The 17421-nt window shown below is 47.2% G+C and carries 14 protein-coding genes and 1 riboswitch; of the genes, 6 read left to right on the top strand and 8 right to left on the bottom strand.

Annotated features, from left to right (window positions below):
• Positions 1–15 precede the first annotated feature (15 nt).
• The 5 genes from H7T88_RS21235 (at position 16) to H7T88_RS21215 (ending at position 6862) form a co-directional block, all read left to right on the top strand.
• Positions 16–594, top strand: a complete 579-nt coding sequence (locus H7T88_RS21235; protein ID WP_154891495.1) for a VanZ family protein — start codon at positions 16–18, stop codon at positions 592–594.
• Between the two features lie 203 nt (positions 595–797).
• Positions 798–1430, top strand: a complete 633-nt coding sequence (gene udk / locus H7T88_RS21230) for a uridine kinase (RefSeq protein WP_090924213.1) — start codon at positions 798–800, stop codon at positions 1428–1430.
• A gap of 139 nt (positions 1431–1569) precedes the next feature.
• On the top strand, positions 1570–1899 hold the full coding sequence (gene csaA / locus H7T88_RS21225) for a chaperone CsaA (protein ID WP_154959851.1): 330 nt from the start codon (positions 1570–1572) through the stop codon (positions 1897–1899).
• 257 nt (positions 1900–2156) lie between these two features.
• Positions 2157–3434, top strand: a complete 1278-nt coding sequence (locus H7T88_RS21220) for an S-layer homology domain-containing protein (RefSeq protein ID WP_221790174.1) — start codon at positions 2157–2159, stop codon at positions 3432–3434.
• A gap of 452 nt (positions 3435–3886) precedes the next feature.
• Positions 3887–6862 carry a DUF5704 domain-containing protein gene (locus tag H7T88_RS21215; RefSeq protein ID WP_221790173.1) on the top strand — a complete coding sequence of 992 codons (2976 nt, stop codon included), beginning with the start codon at positions 3887–3889 and terminating at the stop codon, positions 6860–6862.
• A gap of 215 nt (positions 6863–7077) precedes the next feature.
• On the opposite strand, the gene H7T88_RS21210 is transcribed toward H7T88_RS21215, so the two are convergent.
• The 6 genes from H7T88_RS21210 to H7T88_RS21185 all read right to left on the bottom strand — a co-directional run bounded on the left by H7T88_RS21210 (position 7078) and on the right by H7T88_RS21185 (position 13438).
• A complete protein-coding gene (locus tag H7T88_RS21210) occupies positions 7078–7917 on the bottom strand; it encodes an ABC transporter ATP-binding protein (protein WP_221790172.1) in 840 nt (279 codons plus the stop codon).
• Complete coding sequence (locus tag H7T88_RS21205; RefSeq protein WP_221790171.1) at positions 7914–8729, bottom strand: ABC transporter ATP-binding protein; 816 nt, start codon at positions 8727–8729, stop codon at positions 7914–7916. The genes H7T88_RS21210 and H7T88_RS21205 overlap by 4 nt, the downstream gene beginning before the upstream one ends.
• A 2-nt stretch (positions 8730–8731) precedes the next feature.
• A complete protein-coding gene (locus tag H7T88_RS21200; RefSeq protein WP_221790169.1) occupies positions 8732–10330 on the bottom strand; it encodes an ABC transporter substrate-binding protein in 1599 nt (532 codons plus the stop codon).
• Between the two features lie 19 nt (positions 10331–10349).
• Complete coding sequence (nikC, locus tag H7T88_RS21195; RefSeq protein ID WP_260511044.1) at positions 10350–11180, bottom strand: nickel transporter permease; 831 nt, start codon at positions 11178–11180, stop codon at positions 10350–10352.
• A gap of 6 nt (positions 11181–11186) precedes the next feature.
• Positions 11187–12125, bottom strand: coding sequence for a nickel ABC transporter permease (nikB, locus tag H7T88_RS21190; protein ID WP_221790165.1), 939 nt, complete (start codon positions 12123–12125; stop codon positions 11187–11189).
• A 182-nt stretch (positions 12126–12307) separates the two neighbouring features.
• Positions 12308–12502, bottom strand: a riboswitch (cobalamin riboswitch).
• Positions 12503–12601: 99 nt separating this feature from the next.
• Positions 12602–13438, bottom strand: a complete 837-nt coding sequence (locus H7T88_RS21185; protein ID WP_221790163.1) for an AraC family transcriptional regulator — start codon at positions 13436–13438, stop codon at positions 12602–12604.
• A gap of 226 nt (positions 13439–13664) precedes the next feature.
• Here H7T88_RS21185 and H7T88_RS21180 point away from each other — a divergent pair, with 226 nt between their 5' ends.
• Positions 13665–14963 (top strand): alpha-glucosidase/alpha-galactosidase, encoded by a 1299-nt coding sequence (locus H7T88_RS21180; protein WP_221790162.1) that lies wholly within the window; start codon positions 13665–13667, stop codon positions 14961–14963.
• A gap of 137 nt (positions 14964–15100) precedes the next feature.
• Here H7T88_RS21180 and H7T88_RS21175 read toward each other — a convergent pair whose 3' ends face one another.
• Together H7T88_RS21175 and H7T88_RS21170 are read right to left on the bottom strand one after the other, a co-directional pair.
• On the bottom strand, positions 15101–15802 hold the full coding sequence (locus H7T88_RS21175; protein WP_090924223.1) for a response regulator: 702 nt from the start codon (positions 15800–15802) through the stop codon (positions 15101–15103).
• Complete coding sequence (locus H7T88_RS21170) at positions 15803–17419, bottom strand: DUF4118 domain-containing protein (RefSeq protein ID WP_260511043.1); 1617 nt, start codon at positions 17417–17419, stop codon at positions 15803–15805.
• Between the last annotated feature and the right edge of the window lie 2 nt (positions 17420–17421).

Here is a 17421-nt window from a genome sequence, read left to right as displayed (position 1 = left end):
CAGAGGGGTTATCGCATGTCCATTCAGTTTACCATTTCATCCTTTGTAGTTCTTGTGCCACTGTTTATTCTGACCCTGCTCACTCTGGTGATTCATGCCAGGGTGAGCAAAGTCAGATATACAGGCAAACAGTATATGTTGATGCTGACATTTGTGATATATATGCTGGGCATGATGCATTTTGTATTTTTCCCCATTGATGTGAACATCGGGATGTATGCCAACCAAACACCCTGGTATTCAAACATTCAGTGGGTTCCATTGCTGACTGCGGATGCGCCAAGCTTTCTTTTGAACATCCTGCTGTTTATGCCGTTAGGATTCCTGCTTCCTCTTTGGAGACCTTCGGTCAACTCCATAAAAAAAGTGGCGAAGACAGGCTTAACGGTAAGTTTAACTATTGAACTATTGCAACTCGTGATTCGAATTGCGGTAGGCAACGGCCGCTCAACCGATATTAATGATCTGATCGCCAATACTTCAGGAAGTGTGCTTGGGTTTATTGTGCTTAGTCTGCTTACCCGCCTGATCGGCCAAAAGCTGATTCTTCCTTGGAAAATGCCAGGTCATAAATCACACTCTACGCAACGTTAGAATGATACATCTGAAAATGAGCTTCCTCCTTTGAAGGCAAAACATGGTCTGTTCCTTAAGATGAAAAAGTTCGCGAGCTGTGATACAATGAAGGAATTGTGTATTCGCAGACAGACATGCAGATCGCGCTTAAAAATAAAACATTTTGGGCACTCTTTATCGATTGATCATGCTGCCACTTTAGGGAGGTTTATGGAACAACCATGCTCATTATTGGTATCGCCGGAGGAACCGGCTCCGGCAAAACAACGGTAGCTCGCTCCGTTATTGAACGTCTGGGATCAGCCAAAGTTACATTCATATCCCAAGACAATTATTACAAAGACCAGTCAGACCTCACACCTGAGCAACGCAGACTGACGAATTACGATCACCCGTTTGCTTTTGATAACGATCTGTTGATTGAGCATCTTACCCTGTTGAAAAAGGGCCAGCCAGCGTATGCTCCCGTGTATGACTTCACCATAGATAACCGCGCTGCAGGCGAAACGATTGAGCTTGCGCCGAACCACATCATCATTGTCGAAGGGTTACATGTGTTGATTGATGAGCATCTTCGTACACTGCTGGATATCAAGGTATTTGTAGATACCGACTCCGATGTACGCATTCTGCGCAGAGTACTACGGGACATGGAAGAGCGTGGACGCTCGATTCAATCCGTGTACAAACAATATCTCGAAACGGTAAAACCGATGCATGATGCGTTTATCGAACCGTCCAAAAAGTATGCGGATATCATCATCCCTGAGGGCGGGCATAATGAAGTAGGGATTCAGATGCTGTCCATTCTTACCGAGAAATATCTCACGGGAGAAAACTGGAACAGATCTTAATCAAAGTTGCATATAGGATAACAGGAGTTTTTCAGGGATTAATCCAGGTTACGATACAGCGTAATCTGGATTTTTTGTTTTCGGGGATGGATATATCATCTATACTATATGACATCGTTTCGTTGAGAGGAGTTTATCTATGGCTACTTTTGAAGAGTTCATGCAACATGATATTCGGGTAGGTACCGTGGTGGAGGCTGAACCTTTCCTGAAGGCTCGTGTTCCTGCGATTAAGATGAGAATAGATTTCGGGCCACTCGGTTTAAAAAATTCCAGTGCCCAGATCACCCACCGTTACACGCCCGAGCTGATGATTGGCAAACAGGTCGTTGCTGTCGTGAATTTCCCACCTCGGCGGATTGCCGGTTTCGTGTCCGAGGTACTTGTACTGGGCGGTGTTCCCGGCGAAGGTGATGTCGTCCTGCTCTCCCCAGATCATCCGTTACCGAATGGAACACCGATTGCTTGAATTTATTTTTATGTACATGGGGTTTTCAAATGTTGGAAAATGAAGTATTCTCTATGTATTGAGCAATAACTGAAATGAATTACATATTTCGAGAGACCTTAAAGCATAAGGCTATGAATCTGCGGATTCGTGGCCTTTTTTGTGTTTTCGAGAGGATATACATGGTAGAATATTGATTATTATTACAAATTTAGCAAATAGAATCCTAGTAAGTACATATCAGGGCCATTCTATATCCATTGAGAGGGGTTAGATTCATGAGAAAACAGATGATTTCCAGCTTAACAGCATTAGCTTTATTCGTAGGGGGATATGCAAGTTTGGCGGGAATAGGCGGCACTAGTACAGTCGAAGCAGCGCAAGCCGTCAGCTCATTTAAAGATGTACCCGCATCCCACTGGGCATCCTCAGCAATTTATTCCGCAGTAGAGAAAGGTTATTTCAAGGGATATGCAGACGGAACGTTTAAACCAGGTTTACCCGTCACCAAAGCTGAAATGGCTAGTATTTTAGCACGTTTGAATGATCAGCCGGAGCTACCGACTGCTGAACCGAATCATTTTACAGATGTACCGGAGTGGGCTAAAAATGGTGTCTCTACGGCGATTGCCAAAGGATTTATCCATCCTTCCAGCTATAAGGACAAACTGGGTGCTCAAGCTGCACTTGAACGTGGCGAAATGGCGGAATGGTTAACACAAGGATTGAGTGTAGTGGATTCAGACTATGGACAGGCTCTCTCGGATGTAACAAACACCGTCATTCCTGCGAAGGAATATTTTACAGGCAAGCTGGCCGACTCGCAAAAAAATGCTGTCGCCGTTGCCCTTGGAACCGGGCTGATGAGCGTTGCGAATGATAAAACATTTGGCGTAAACCGCACCACAACTCGGGCAGAAGTCGCCGTGTTGCTCAGTCGTTACGCGTCCGTGGCCAAAACCAAACCTGCCGATCTTCAAGGGCTGAATGAGCTGCGGCAGGTTGGATTGACGGGCACCAATCTGGGTGTGATTGCACCGAGGTATCAAGTTTTCCCTGAAAACAGATATCCAGACTCATATGACTATAGCAAGGTAACGGATGACTTCTCAAAAATTCGTAATAAAGAATTGAATACTGTAACTAAATATGCTTCAGCCAAGCTAAAGAATTGGGTTGTAATTAATCCCTATGTAAAAGAAACCGAACGAAGTATCTATTACCCAGTATTTGTTGACGAAAAGGATAAACTTCTTCGTGGCGCATATTACTCTTTCACGGAATATGATTTTAACATCATTGACTCTATGAGTCGTTTACAAGCTGGAAGTCTTTTTAATTCCCCAACGATAAATCCATTAACCTCACCTAATAGCAAAGCATTTAGAGAATACGCGGTACCACATATGAACAATCTGCTTAGCTCTAAAGGTATTTTCAATGTAAAAAATCCAATCTATTGGGGAGAGGGCTTATTACACTTTGACAAAACGTTAAATCCAGAGGTCCATCTTACTCTCAAAGATGGCACCACTTTTTACATAGTGCCAAATTAAATCTAAAAGGATGATTATTATTGGTTATACATAGCAATTCAATCTTTAGAAGGTTTCTCATCTCTTTGATAACGGTCTGCATTCTATTCTACCCTTTTCATTTTGTTTTTGCAGGTGGGGGTCCAGGTACTAAACCTATATTGGAAGCCACGTACTTTGAGCCTTCAATACCCGCCAAATCACAGAAGAAATTGACTCCTGTAGAGGGAACAGGCACAACAAATATCGGAGTGTTTATTTACCAATTGGATAGTTTAAAATGGATGGTCGAGGGAGAATGTAATGGTCAACAATTATCTAATAACAGATCTACTAACAAACCCGTTTCATCCCTGGTGTGTGTTGACCTTTCTTTAGAAGATCCTAGTTATCAACCTTCTTTGTATAAAGACAGTTTGGGTAATCAACATCCCAGCAATGAGCTCACCGAGCTTTCTTTAAAGCCAATCTACATGGATAATATAGCTCATTATCGTCCTGGAAGGCCTATTTTAGTAAGTGTAGATTCCTTTACTGGTAAAAAGGTTAAATTCACCACTCAAATCGGAGGAGTAATTGAACCAATAGAATATAGGCCATATAACCCACCCAAATACTCTGCAGACTATGTATTTAATACCGATATATATTGGCGGGCTGTCGCCGAAACCACCAAAGAAATCAACCTCTCTCCTGGGGAACAAATTCGGTTAAATCAAACCAAACAGCTCAATGCGATGGTTAAAACCAAAACAGGGGATGGTAACTTTGGTGCAGAAACCAATGTAAACACAGGCAGCGGAGGAACGACCACGTGGGAGTCCTCCAATCCCTCGGTCGCAACGGTAAGTAACTCCGGACTGGTACAAGCGATTAGCAGGGGTACTACATCTATAACGGTTTTATGGGAAAAAGACGGATTCCAATTAACAACCCGCACAACCATTGGTGTTGAACAGGGAACCGGTGGTGGTGGTGACGACGGAGGCGGGAATACCGGCGGTGGAGATAGCGGAGGCGGGGGTGGCTGTACGCCTACGATTGGATCACCATCTCCAGGTACAACGATGAATATGAGTGAACTTGATCCCAACGCTACAGGTACAATAAATTCAGATAACAGGGGTAATGAAACATTCGATGTATTGAAAGGAATTCCTACTTCCGAGTCTCTTTACACTAACGCCTTCGCGGACAATTATCTATTCAAGCAAGCCTGGACCAAAATGAGCGGCAAAGTGATATATGATTGTAATATCACCATCTCCTATGATAGAGAATGGACCGTACCTGGACCGCAGGTCTGTAATGACGACGGATGTAGGGATGGCACACCTATACCTAAAAATGATACCGTTCCTAAACCATACAACTTCCAAATTACACGAGACTATTCCTACTGGATGATTAGCAATCTTGAAGTGTACAAGCTCGTCAAAGCAACGATGAAAAATTATGCACTGCCTGGCGAAACCATTACGATGAATCCTGCTGGTTATGTTCCACCGGCACTTGAATCCAGCAATGACTCTGCTGTTGAACGTCATGTGAGGCCAGGACAAACGTCATCAATCTCGTACACTCCATCCAAACTAACAGGTGGCTTGAATGCACCCCCGGATGTACCAGATGACACAGCCCTATTAAAGGGAATGGCGGAAACTAACACACCACAAAGCACCGTAAAAAATGACTTGGTGAAGTTCAACAATGCAGTGATCATGAATGATACCGAAACTACCAAGGATGGGCCACTGCCGAACAACATTCCTTCACCAACAACAATTGGAAGGGATGTTTTGTACACTCCCAACCACAGGATCAGCAGTTCCCTGCGAAACAAGGCCAACACGGAAAGTTCTGGCCAGATCTATTATGATCTACTACCGGGTAACGTGAACGGCGGAGCCAACAAGATACTTCCGATTCATGGGATAAACACTGTCACGGTGCACACCCCCGTCGTAAACTACGCATGGGTGTCGGACGATCAGCCGCATAATCAGAAAACAACACCTGACCCTACCCGTGCTGCACTGATTTTGGAGCGCCCCTTCATTGTGCGTATCCCTACATCTGGACAGCACCTAGATGCATCCATCTATCCTGGATATGGCAACCGGGACTATACCAAATATTTTCGCATCAAACAGGTGTTATTCCCGTTTGACGTCTACACAGCAGATCGAACACAGTTCATCCCAAGCCACACATGGGTCAACATTCCGGTGAACCAAATGGATACAACATTCTATATGCCAGTATGGGTGGACGAGGGGAAATATACCATCGAATTTCGGAACATCGCCGAGAATTCACCAGCAAACTTCACAGAGCAACCCGATGCCAACACCGATCTAACTCATCATGTTGCAAGCGATAAGATACCTGTAGATGTAATCGGCAGGCTGTATGACTTTCATGTGACTGATGTATCCGACTATAACTGGGAGAGTGTATTCCGCAAACGACCAGGTAGCCCGGAACCTACAGGCCATAGCTACTGGAGCGGATTACGCGGCATCGATGGTGACCCCCGAGGAAACCTTGCTCCATTTGTATTGCCGATTCGGCCTGGCAGTCATCCGGTCGAAGGATTTCGGAACGTTGCTGTGAAAACAGGCTATCACTTCAAGTTTGATCTCAAGACGAAGGGTAATATGTTTGGAAAACAGGATGGTATTCGAATAACACCCACATTCTCTTTTATAAACAAGGATAACTCTTCCCGTCAGGATGTTGATCTATACTACCATCGGGGGCAGGAACGTCTTATTCGAATTGGTTCAGCGCAGGATATGGAGAAACGATTTGTTGTGTTGAACTCACGACTGCGTAATGTACCTGGCACAGAATTGAGTGACGCGGCACGTTACCAATATACGTATGAATTTTCACCAGACGAACGCAATCGTCTCACATTAGCAGAACATATGGTCAAAGTCGCCAACCAGACTTCACACCAAAAAACCTGGACAGGCCGTTATGACTGGATGATTCTGACGGCGCCGCTTCGTACACTGATTGGGCCTAAAACAAATATCCCTACCAGCGTTAACGTTGACAGGGCCAATGCTGCAATCCAGCGGTGGTACGGGGAATACAGTCTGCCGGCAGATGTGTACGCTGTTCCCAAAGGCACGAACCTTGAATCCCTTGCCAGACAGAATAAGCTGGATGAACAATCTGATATCTTTTTGAAAAATGGGTACATCGTCGTCAACTTTAATATCGAGAGTCTACGTAACGGCAATACTCAGGCACCGCATCTGCAATATATCCATGCTCCACTTATGAATCAGTGGCAGTTGGAGGGTTTCAACCACCCACCTGCATTCAATAACAGCGCTACTAACAGCAGCAGGTGGCCTTTGAAGGATGGCGATATTGTCTTTTATCATGCAGACCAGTCCAGTCGAAATGACTTTCAGTCCCAGGTGCCTCATTAAGAAATAGAGTTACGGATGACGGATAAAGATATCTGGAGAATGAATATCAGGATAAAGTTTAACCCAGGGCAGAAACAGCAAGATCATTCTCATTCCGTATAGATGACAACTATCAAAAAAGGCAAAAGGGTTATCTCGAATGAATTCATTTATCAGCAGAATTCAACTCCAGATAACCCTTTTCTCATCTACTCTTTATTCGTAATTAACCTGATCTATCTACTTCCCGCTAGTACCACCACACGCTCACGCATCTGCATATCATCCTTCAGCTCTCTCAGCGACAGAGCGGAGGACATCAGACTTCGGGTATACGGATGATTCGCCGAACTGGTCAGCTTGGCACTGTCCACAACCTCCACTACTCTTCCTTGATGCATGACTGCAATACGGTCACTCACTTGCTGCACCACAGCAAGATCATGTGATATGAATATGGAGGAAACTCCCGTCTCCCTACGTAGTTCCATAAGCAGATCCAAAACCTGTTGCTGAATGGAAACATCCAAAGCAGAGGTAGCTTCGTCAAACAAAATGATCTCAGGCCGTAAACCAATCGCACGAGCAATGACAGCTCGCTGTTGTTGCCCGCCGCTTAATTCATGTGGATACTTATCCGCATCCATAGCAGACAATCCAACGCGCTCCAGCAATCTGCGTGTTTCCTGAGCAGCCGCCTGCCGTTTCATCATTTTATAATTCAACAGAGGCTCACCGATAAACATGCCCACCTTCATGCGTGGGTTAAAAATCGCCGCAGGCTCCTGAAAGACCATCTGAATCTGCTTACGCATCTGGCGCAGACTTTCGCCTTTCAAACGGGTAATCTCCTGCCCATGGTACCAAATCTCTCCTGAAGTCACCTGTTCCAGATGAGTTACACACTTGGCAAGAGAGCTTTTGCCGCTTCCACTCTGCCCGACAATGCCCAGACACTCCCCGGGATATAACGCAAGATCTACATTCTGTAAAGCCTGAACAGCCTGCCGCCCTTTCATCTCGTACGTTTTACATACGTTACTCAGTTTCAGAATGGGTGATCCGGCATTGATCATGTATGGTTCCCCTCCAGTTCAGGTACAGCTTCCAACAGCTTCCGGGTATACTCGTGGTCAGGATTCGATATGACACGCAGTGTATCTCCCAGTTCCACCAACCTGCCGTCTAACATCACACCGATCCGCTCAGCCATATGGGCCGCAACCGCCATATTATGCGTCACGAGCATCATGCCCGTTCCCTTGTCCGCACAAAGCCTGCTCAATTGATTCATTACTTCATTTTGAGTCGTAACATCCAGCGCACTCGTCGGCTCATCCGCCAGCAGCAGTTCCGGCTCCAACGCAGCCGCCATTGCGATCGAGGTTCGTTGCTTCATCCCCCCGCTAAGCTGGGAAGCATAGGCATGCATGACTCGCTCTGGATCATCCAGCCCCATACGGGCCAGAGTGTGAATGGCCAATTTCCAAGCCTCTTTACGGGACATAGGCAGGTGGGCACGAATCGCCTCCACGTACTGACTTCCAATACTACGAATCGGATTCAGATATGAACCGCTGTCCTGAAATACCATCGCGATTCGTTTGCCACGCATCCCCTGCCAATCTTGTTGCGAGTCACGTAGCAACACCCGTTCCCGAAAAATAATCTCTCCTCCGGTGTATCGTCCGCCTACAGGCAGTAGTCCCAGCAAAGCCCGGATCAGGGTCGACTTCCCGCTTCCGCTTTCCCCCACAATGCCAATGATCTCTCCTGGCTTCATCGAAAAGGATACATCTCGCAAGGAAGGCACGCCTTCCTTGTAACTTACAGACAGATTCTTCATCTCAACAAGCAAAGATGTCGTTCCCCCACGCAAGGACGTCATCACTACTCGACCTTAATGTTGCGATCTAGCAGATAGAAGTCGATCGGGTACATTGTTGCACCCTTTACATTACTTTTACTGACGATATTAATCGGTGTATATGTCAAGAACATATAAGCAGCATCGTTCAGAATCATCTGTTGCGCTTCTGCCGCAAGTGCATAACGCTTCTCCACATCAAACTCCGAGTGAAGACGCTCAATAAGCTCATCCAGCTTCGGATTGCTGTATCCGCCGACATTCCACTCCGCACCTGTTTTGAAATAGAAGTCGAGAATATACTGCGGATCACCCGTTATGCCTGTATTGATGCTCGTCAGAGCCAGATCATAATTCCCACTCTTCTGATGGTCAGTGAGATCCTCATATGAGGTGAGCTCCAGCTCAACCCCAATTTCTTTAAGCTGGGACTGCATCGCAGCAGCCACAACGGAATCGGATTCATAAGCTGAGTTAAGAATGAGTTGTAACGACAGCTTCTTCCCTTCCTTTTCACGAATGCCATCTCCATCAGCATCCTGATATCCAGCCTCATCCAGCAATTGTTTTGCCTTCGCGGGCTCGTAATCATATCCGGTAATTTTGTCGTACCCAAAAGGCAATGCAGAGGTAAACGGACCTTTGGCTGCTTGTCCACCCACCAGCGTATTCGCGTACATTTCGCGGTCAATTCCGTAAGATATGGCACGGCGAACCTTTACATCGCTTAGCAGTGAATGGGTCGTGTTAAACCACACAAACTGCGTACGGAGGCTCGGAATTTCATCAATCGTATATTGTGTTTTATCCTGAAAAAGAGGCTTCTGGCTGCGTCCCACATTACTCGCTACATCGATTTCCCCTGATTGCAGTGCCAGCGCCCGTGTATTGTCATCCTTGATGTATTTTAGTGTCATCGTATCCAGATCAGCCGCGCCACCCCAGTACTTATCGTACTTTTTCACCTGAATCTCCTGGTCGGGCGTATATCCTGTAACCATGAACGGCCCGGTAGCGATGGGCTCACTCTTGAATTTTGATGTATCTGCACTCGTATCCACGATAATAAACAGTGGCTCTGCAATATTGCCTAGCAGTGAGGCATCTGGCTGTGTTGTTTTGATCGTCAGATCCTGCCCCTTGGCAGTCATTGACGCAATTGGCAGTGTGGATTGACCTCTCTCATTCAGCGAGATGGAGCGTTCGATTGATTTTTTAACCGCATCCGCAGTCACGGGATTGCCATTATGGAACGTTACTCCGTCGCGAATATGAAAATGCCAGGTTGTATCATCGATCCGATCCCACTTATCGGCAAGTTTGGGGACGATCTTCATCTGCTCATCAAACTGAATCAACGTCTCCCCAATAGCCGCGCGCGTCAGCGTCCAGCCGTTCCATTCCTCCGCAGGATCAAGGCTACTCCCCAGCCAGAACAAGGCCACATTCAGATGTGATTTCTTGTCCTCACCAGCCGCACCACTCGCATCCACCCCTGCCTTTTTCCCCGTAGCATCGGATGATGAAGGTGTTGAATTTTTGTCGTTACCACAGGCCGCGAGCAACAGAATAGTCATCATTGATATGATAGCCAGTAGCCATGTTTTTTGAAACTTACCCATACTTCCCCATTCCCCTCAGTTACACTGTATTTTTCTTGGGATCAAGCACATCTCGCAGACTGTCCCCCAGCAAATTAAAAATGATAACCGTGCTAAATATCGCGAGCCCCGGATAGATTAACAGCCAAGGCGCTGTCTGCAGATATCTTCTGCCTTCATTCAACATCGCTCCCCACTCGGGATCAGGCGGCTGTGCACCAAGTCCGAGAAAGGACAGACCCGAAATCGACAACATCATGCCGCCCACGTCCATCATCGCCATGACGATCAAAGGGGGCAACATATTCGGCAGAATCGTTCTGCTAATGATCTGGATTTTACGCGCACCGCTGAACGCGGCGGCAGTGACGAACTCTTTTTGCTGAAGAGAAATGACCAGGCTTCGGGCCATCCGTGCATACTTTGCCCACCAGACAACTGACAGTGCGACCACCGTGTTAAATAACCCAGGCCCTAACATGCCTACTACGGCAATAGCAAAAATCAAACCCGGAAATGCCATCAACGTATCGCACAGCCGCATCAGCAGCGTATCCACCAGCCCTCGCAGAAAACCTGCGACGACACCAACCGCTACACCTAAGCCGAAAACAATACCGATCATCATAAATGTAAGCAGCAGAGAGGTGCGTGCTCCATATAAAAGTCGGGACAGGACACATCGCCCAAGCTGATCCGTACCGAGTGGATATTCGGGGCTGGATGGCTGCAACACTTTGGCAAAATTCGTAGCAAGTGGATCGTGAGGCGCCAGAAGCGGCGCAATCAGAGCCAGAACGATCCAGCCTGTGGTCAGGGATAGCAAGAAAATAAATAGACGACGTTGTGTCAGATATGCTCGAATCTTCATCACCATCTACACATCCACATCCAGTTGAATGCGCGGATCGCGAAGATGTGTCCAGAGATCCACGATCAGATTCAGGGTGACATAGATGACTGCCATCCAGATTACATAACCCTGTATCAGGGGGTAATCGCGGGTGAAAATGGCATCCACCGCCATCTGTCCTACTCCCGGCCATACGAATAAACTCTCCACAATTGCTGCTCCGCCAAGTAGTGCTCCTGTTGTCATGCCTAGCAAGGTCACAATTGGCAACAGTGAATTGGGCAAAATATGTCGCCAAATAATCATTGATTCCTTCACACCTCTTGCTCTTGCACCCACTACGTAATTCTGGCTTGTCTCCTCCAGCATGACTGCACGAATCTGCCGGCTGTATTGGGCGATCAATGGAATCGCGAGTGTCGCAGCAGGCAGGATCAGGCTGTTCCAGCCGGAACTACCCATGACCGGCAGCAGCTTCAGCTGCACACCAAATACCAGCATCAGCAACATCCCCAGCCAGAAGCTCGGCATGGATAGACCGGCAAACGAAAACAGGCGAATCACATAATCCAGCCATTGATTCCGGCGTACAGCCGAAAGAACTCCGAGCGGAAAGGAAATCAAAATCACCAGAAGCATTGCGCTCCCGGTTAACTTGAGCGTTGCTGGAAGGCGGGCCATTAACACATCCAGCACCGGACGGTCATATTTATACGACGTACCAAAGTCTCCAGTGACTACTTGTCCCAGCCATGTGCCATACCGAACCAGAAATGGCTTGTCCAGCCCAAGCTCTGACCTCACCTGTCTGACCAGTTCATCCGAAGGTGTGACTCCGGTAGACATCAGCATCAGTCTGGCGGGATCTCCAGGAGACAGATACGTTAATAGAAATGTCAGGAAGGTGATTCCAAACAGAACGGCGACCAGTTGTAATAACCGTTTAACGATATATCTGCCCAATAATAAAACGCCCTTCCCGGTTTAATGCGCGTGTACGCCTTCATTTTCATTCCATTCAATACAAGCCAATTCAAGCCAAAAAAGCGCCCTTTCCGTTTCACGGGATAAGGACGCCTTAAATAAACAGATTTTCAGAAAAAATCATGCTCTTTAAACACCTTCCTATCTCCCGTAGGGTACTGCTGTGTTTGTCCAACCTGGCAGGTCTCCTGGCTCCAGTATCATTGCCATAGCAGCTCCTTCCCGGTCTTCGTAAGACCAGTGGATATGCTGCCTGACTCCTCTGTTACAGTGGCGGGACCGCGCCGGCATCACACCGGACTTCCCTTTTAAGCTTCTACCCCAGCGGGTAGAGCACCAAGTTCCACGTATTCAATTCACTAAAAGTTGGTATCTGTTACACTTCTGTATCAGTATAGCGGCATACGGAATAATGTTCAAAACTTTTCTTTCAAAATTTAAAATCATGATTGCGGCTAATCTCGCACTCGCGAGCCCTTGGGTGACACCCCCGTCACACGTTTGAACATTTTGGAAAAAAGTAGCGGGTCGGTGTATCCAACGGAGTGGGCTACTTCACTCACAGACAGCATCGGGTTACGAAGCAACTCCGCTGCACGATTCATGCGATACTCTAAGAAAAAGGCTTGCAGCGACTTGCCATATCGCTCTTTGAACAACCCCGATAAATACGTTCGATCCAGCCCGACCGCCTGTGCGATATCCAGAATAGAAGTACGCTGGCTATACCGGTTCTCCATAAACTGCACAGCCTGCCGAATATAAGTCTCTTTCGTCGAAAGGAGCGGATTTTCTTCTTCTTTGATCGGTGAGGATGCGATTAATGCCGCCATAAGTCGGTATAACAGACTTTGATGTAGCACATCCCCTCCTGCAACAGAGCTCGTTCCGGCCTGAAGCATCTCGTCATACAGCGCTGCCATCATATTCTTATCATGAGCAGTAAATACCGGGTGCTCCTCGCTTAACTGCGCACGTTGCATAAAAGCCTTCGCCTGTACACCTCTGAAGCCAAACCATGAATATGTCCAAGGCTCCTCAGCATCGGCTTCATAATGAATGACCGTGTCGGGTAATATGAGAAATCCTTGGCCCTCGCCCAGAGGATATTCCCGATCTCCCATATATACCGTACCATGACCCTCATGTACGTAATGCACAATATAGGAATCACGCACCCCCGGCCCCCAATAGTGGGCAGGATCACATGCCTCCCAACCATAAAATAACAAGACCAGTTCCATCTGCGTCCAGCCGGCAGAGACCACATTCATTTCCACTTTTCGACTCATGTTTCCCCTCCTTTCGACGATGAGGTTAAAGATATCTTAATGTGAGCTCACATATTCCCTTACCAGTACACACAATAAATTATAACAGGTAGAAGAGAGGAAATCTTGCTGAAAACGAAAACAAAAATGGGATTATGCCATATTTGAGAGGGTTTGAGCCATAGTGATATGGGCCTGTTCGGCCTATAGTTGGGGTACAACATTTTTCGGGAAGGATGAAGTTGAAATGAACAAAATTACGTTTCTCGGTGCAGGCAGCACCGTTTTTGTCAAAAATGTATTGGGTGATGTGATGATGACGGAGGCCTTGCAAGACTTTGAACTGGCCTTGTTTGATATTGATGCTGAACGTCTAAGTGACTCGGAGCGTTTGTTAAAAAGCCTGGCTCAGTCGCTGGGAAGCCGCTGTTCCGTTAAAACATACCATGACCGCAAGGAAGCGCTCCGCGGAGCTAAATATGTCATCAATGCCATTCAGGTGGGCGGATATGACCCGTGTACGATTACCGATTTTGAGATTCCGAAGAAATACGGCCTGCGTCAAACGATTGCCGATACGCTCGGCATTGGCGGAATCTTCCGTAACTTGCGTACCATTCCGGTGATGCTGGACTTCGCCAAGGATATGCAGGAAGTGTGCCCGGATGCCTGGTTCCTCAACTATACGAACCCGATGGCTGTACTCACCAATGTCATGAACGTGCATGGCGGAATTAAAACGATCGGTCTGTGTCACAGTGTACAAGTCTGCGTACCTCATCTGTTCGATACGCTGGGGATTGACCAGACGGGTGTCGTTGCCAAAATCGCCGGGATTAACCACATGGCATGGCTCCTGGAAGTAACAAAGGATGGTGTCGATCTATATCCTGAGATCAAACGTCTTGCCAGACAGAAACAGCAGGAGACACATGATGACATGGTACGTTATGAACTGATGCATCGCTTCGGTTATTATGTTACCGAGTCTTCTGAGCATAGTGCAGAATATCATCCGTATTTTATTAAACGCAACTACCCGGAATTGATCGAACGTTACAACATTCCACTCGACGAATATCCACGTCGCTGTGTGAACCAGATTGCAGAATGGAAGGAAATGCGGGAGAAGCTGTTTGCGAGTGAAAATATTCAACATACCCGCAGTCATGAATATGCTTCGCATATCATGGAAGCGATGGAGACGGATCGCCCGTACAAAATTGGCGGTAACGTTATAAACAACGGGCTCATCACCAACCTGCCACGCGAAGCTTGTGTCGAGGTGCCTTGTCTGGTCGATGGTTCGGGTATCAGCCCAACATATATTGGTGATCTGCCGCCACAGCTGGCAGCGCTGAACCGTACCAATATCAACACCCAATTGCTTACCATTGAAGCCGCTATGACTGGCAAAAAAGAGCATATCTATCACGCGGCTATGCTTGATCCGCATACGGCTGCTGAGCTGTCCATGGACGACATCGTGGCGATGTGCGACGATTTGATTGAAGCTCATGGCGACTGGCTGCCTAAATTCTCATAATCTAAACGTTTAGACATACAAATGAAGATATGTAAACAGAATGTATAACCAGATGCATAACTAAGATATACAAAGCACCGTGCCTTTCGAAATCGAAGGGGACGGTGCTTTTTTTCACTTATTTTCAGATTACTCCATTACTCCGCAGGCAGTAGAAAACGATATCCAATCCCTGGTTCCGTCTGAATATAGGAGGGCCGGGTGGGATCTTCCTTTAGCTTTTTACGCAAATGACCCACATAAACTCGCAAATAATGGCTGTCTGACTCATGATGATGTGCACCCCATACTTGCTGTAAAAGCTGGCGCTGGGTAATAATTTTGCCTGCATTCGAGGCAAGCACCTTTAGCATCTCATATTCAGTTGGCGTTAATTTGACCTGCTCTCCGTCCAGCTCAACCTGCCTGAGAGCCAGATCGATAACCAGTGAGCCAAATCGCAAAATGGGTTCATCCGTTGTTTTGGCGACATGCCGAAGCGCTACCCGAATTCGGGCAACCAGTTCGCCCATGCCAAACGGCTTCGTCACATAATCATCTGCACCTGCATCCAGTGCGGCAATCTTATCAGCCTCCTGATCTTTTGCTGTCAGCACAATAATTGGCACCTGTGACCATTCCCTTATTCGGTGAAGCACGTCCATGCCAGATATGCCTGGCAAACCCAGATCCAGAATGATCAAATCGGGATGCACCACACTTGCCTGCGTAATACCCTCCTCTCCATCAGCACACTCATAATGATCATATTGGTGAGCCTGAAGAGTCACTTTTAGCAGTTTGCGAATCTGCGGTTCATCATCAATCACCAGAATGCGAGCCCCTAATGCGGCATTCATCTAATCTCCAACCTCTCCTTGCCCTGTATAGGAAAATCGCACTTCATCCCTTCCCACAGGCAACTCTATACGTATTCTTGTTCCTCCATCCGGATTCCCCTCAGCTTGGATCGTCCCTCCGTGAACTTCCACAATCCCTTTGCAGATTGCGAGGCCCAGTCCGGTTCCCGTAATATGCTGCGTGGAGGGTGAGCGATAAAATTTATCGAACACGCGAGTTCGCTCCGGTTCCTCAATTCCAACACCCTGATCATCTACGATGAAGGTCACACAACGCTGTCTCGGTTCATTCTTCACCCTTATGATCACCATGCTCTCGTCGGGTGAATATTTGAATGCATTGCTGACGATATTCACAAGTACCTGCTCAAGCAGCACCTCATCTCCGTCAAAAAAAACCGGTTCTTCTGGCAGTTGTACCGTAACTTCACGATGAGGACTGAATTCTCTGACTTTTGCCAAAACAACGCTAATCATATCCCCTACATCACACCATTTGCGATTAAGTTGTAGCATACCGCTCTCCAGCCGCACCATGCCAAGCAAGTTGGTTACGAGACGATTCATACGCAACGCGCCGTCACGGATGTTACCAGTCAATTCCAGGCGATCCTCGGGTGTAAAAAGACTGTCATTCTCTATCAGCCCTGTGGCTGAACCGATAATGGCAGTTAACGGCGTACGTAGCTCATGGGATACCGAATCCAGCAGCGCAGTTCGGATGCGCTCTGATTCAGCGGTAACTTGAGCAAGGCGCGCTTCCTCAGCCAGCTTCACCCGGGCGATTGCACCTGCCGCAAGACTGCCGCAGGCTTCCAGCAGCTGGCCCTGTTCCTGTTGCTTCTCCGGCTCACTAGTAGTCATGTATACAGCAAGTACACCGTGAATGTGATTCTCTGTTTGCAGCGGAACATACAGCCCCGCCGACTCACCAAGCTTTGGTGTACCTTTGCCTGCGATCTGCCCCTGTTTATAGACCCAATCCGCGATAGCCAGCTCCGAAGAACGGCTTCCCCAGGCATTCTTCTCTGTCCCGATCTCAGACGCAGGTCTCTGTTTCGTCCAAAGCTTCAGTTCACCCTGCTGATCCGGCAGATATATGGCGGCTGAACTTCCGAGCATAAGGGATATCTGGCTCGTCATGTTATCCAACAAGGTATCCAGATTAGTAATTGCAGTGATCTGTCGACTAAGATCATACAGGGCATTCGTTGTGGCTTCACGAGATTTAACCCGATCCAGCTGTTGCCGTAAACGTCCGGCGAGACTTGCCGTCATGACGGCGACAGCCAAATACACCCCAAACGAAATCAGATATCGCAAATCCTCTATCGTAAAACTGAGATAAGGTGGAACAAAAAAGAAATCAAACATGACAACACTAAGGGTCGCTGCATATACTGCCGGCCCCATTCCCCAATATACAGCACTAATCAGTATGGGAAACAGGTACACCAGTGCAACGTTGACCAAGTCATCACTCATCCCAATGGTATGAAGCAGTACGGTTAACAGGATGATGGCAAATGTTACCCATATATAGGCAGGAACCCTTTTCTGGCGAGAGATTCCCTGTAAGCTTTCCTGATCTTTGCCCTCTTCCTGATGTTCAGACAAAT

Source organism: Paenibacillus cucumis (ex Kampfer et al. 2016) (assembly GCF_019748695.1).
Lineage (GTDB): Bacteria > Bacillota > Bacilli > Paenibacillales > Paenibacillaceae > Paenibacillus > Paenibacillus polysaccharolyticus.
The sequence above is the reverse complement of the archived record's forward strand: the minus strand, read 5'-3'. Positions and strand labels throughout refer to the sequence as shown.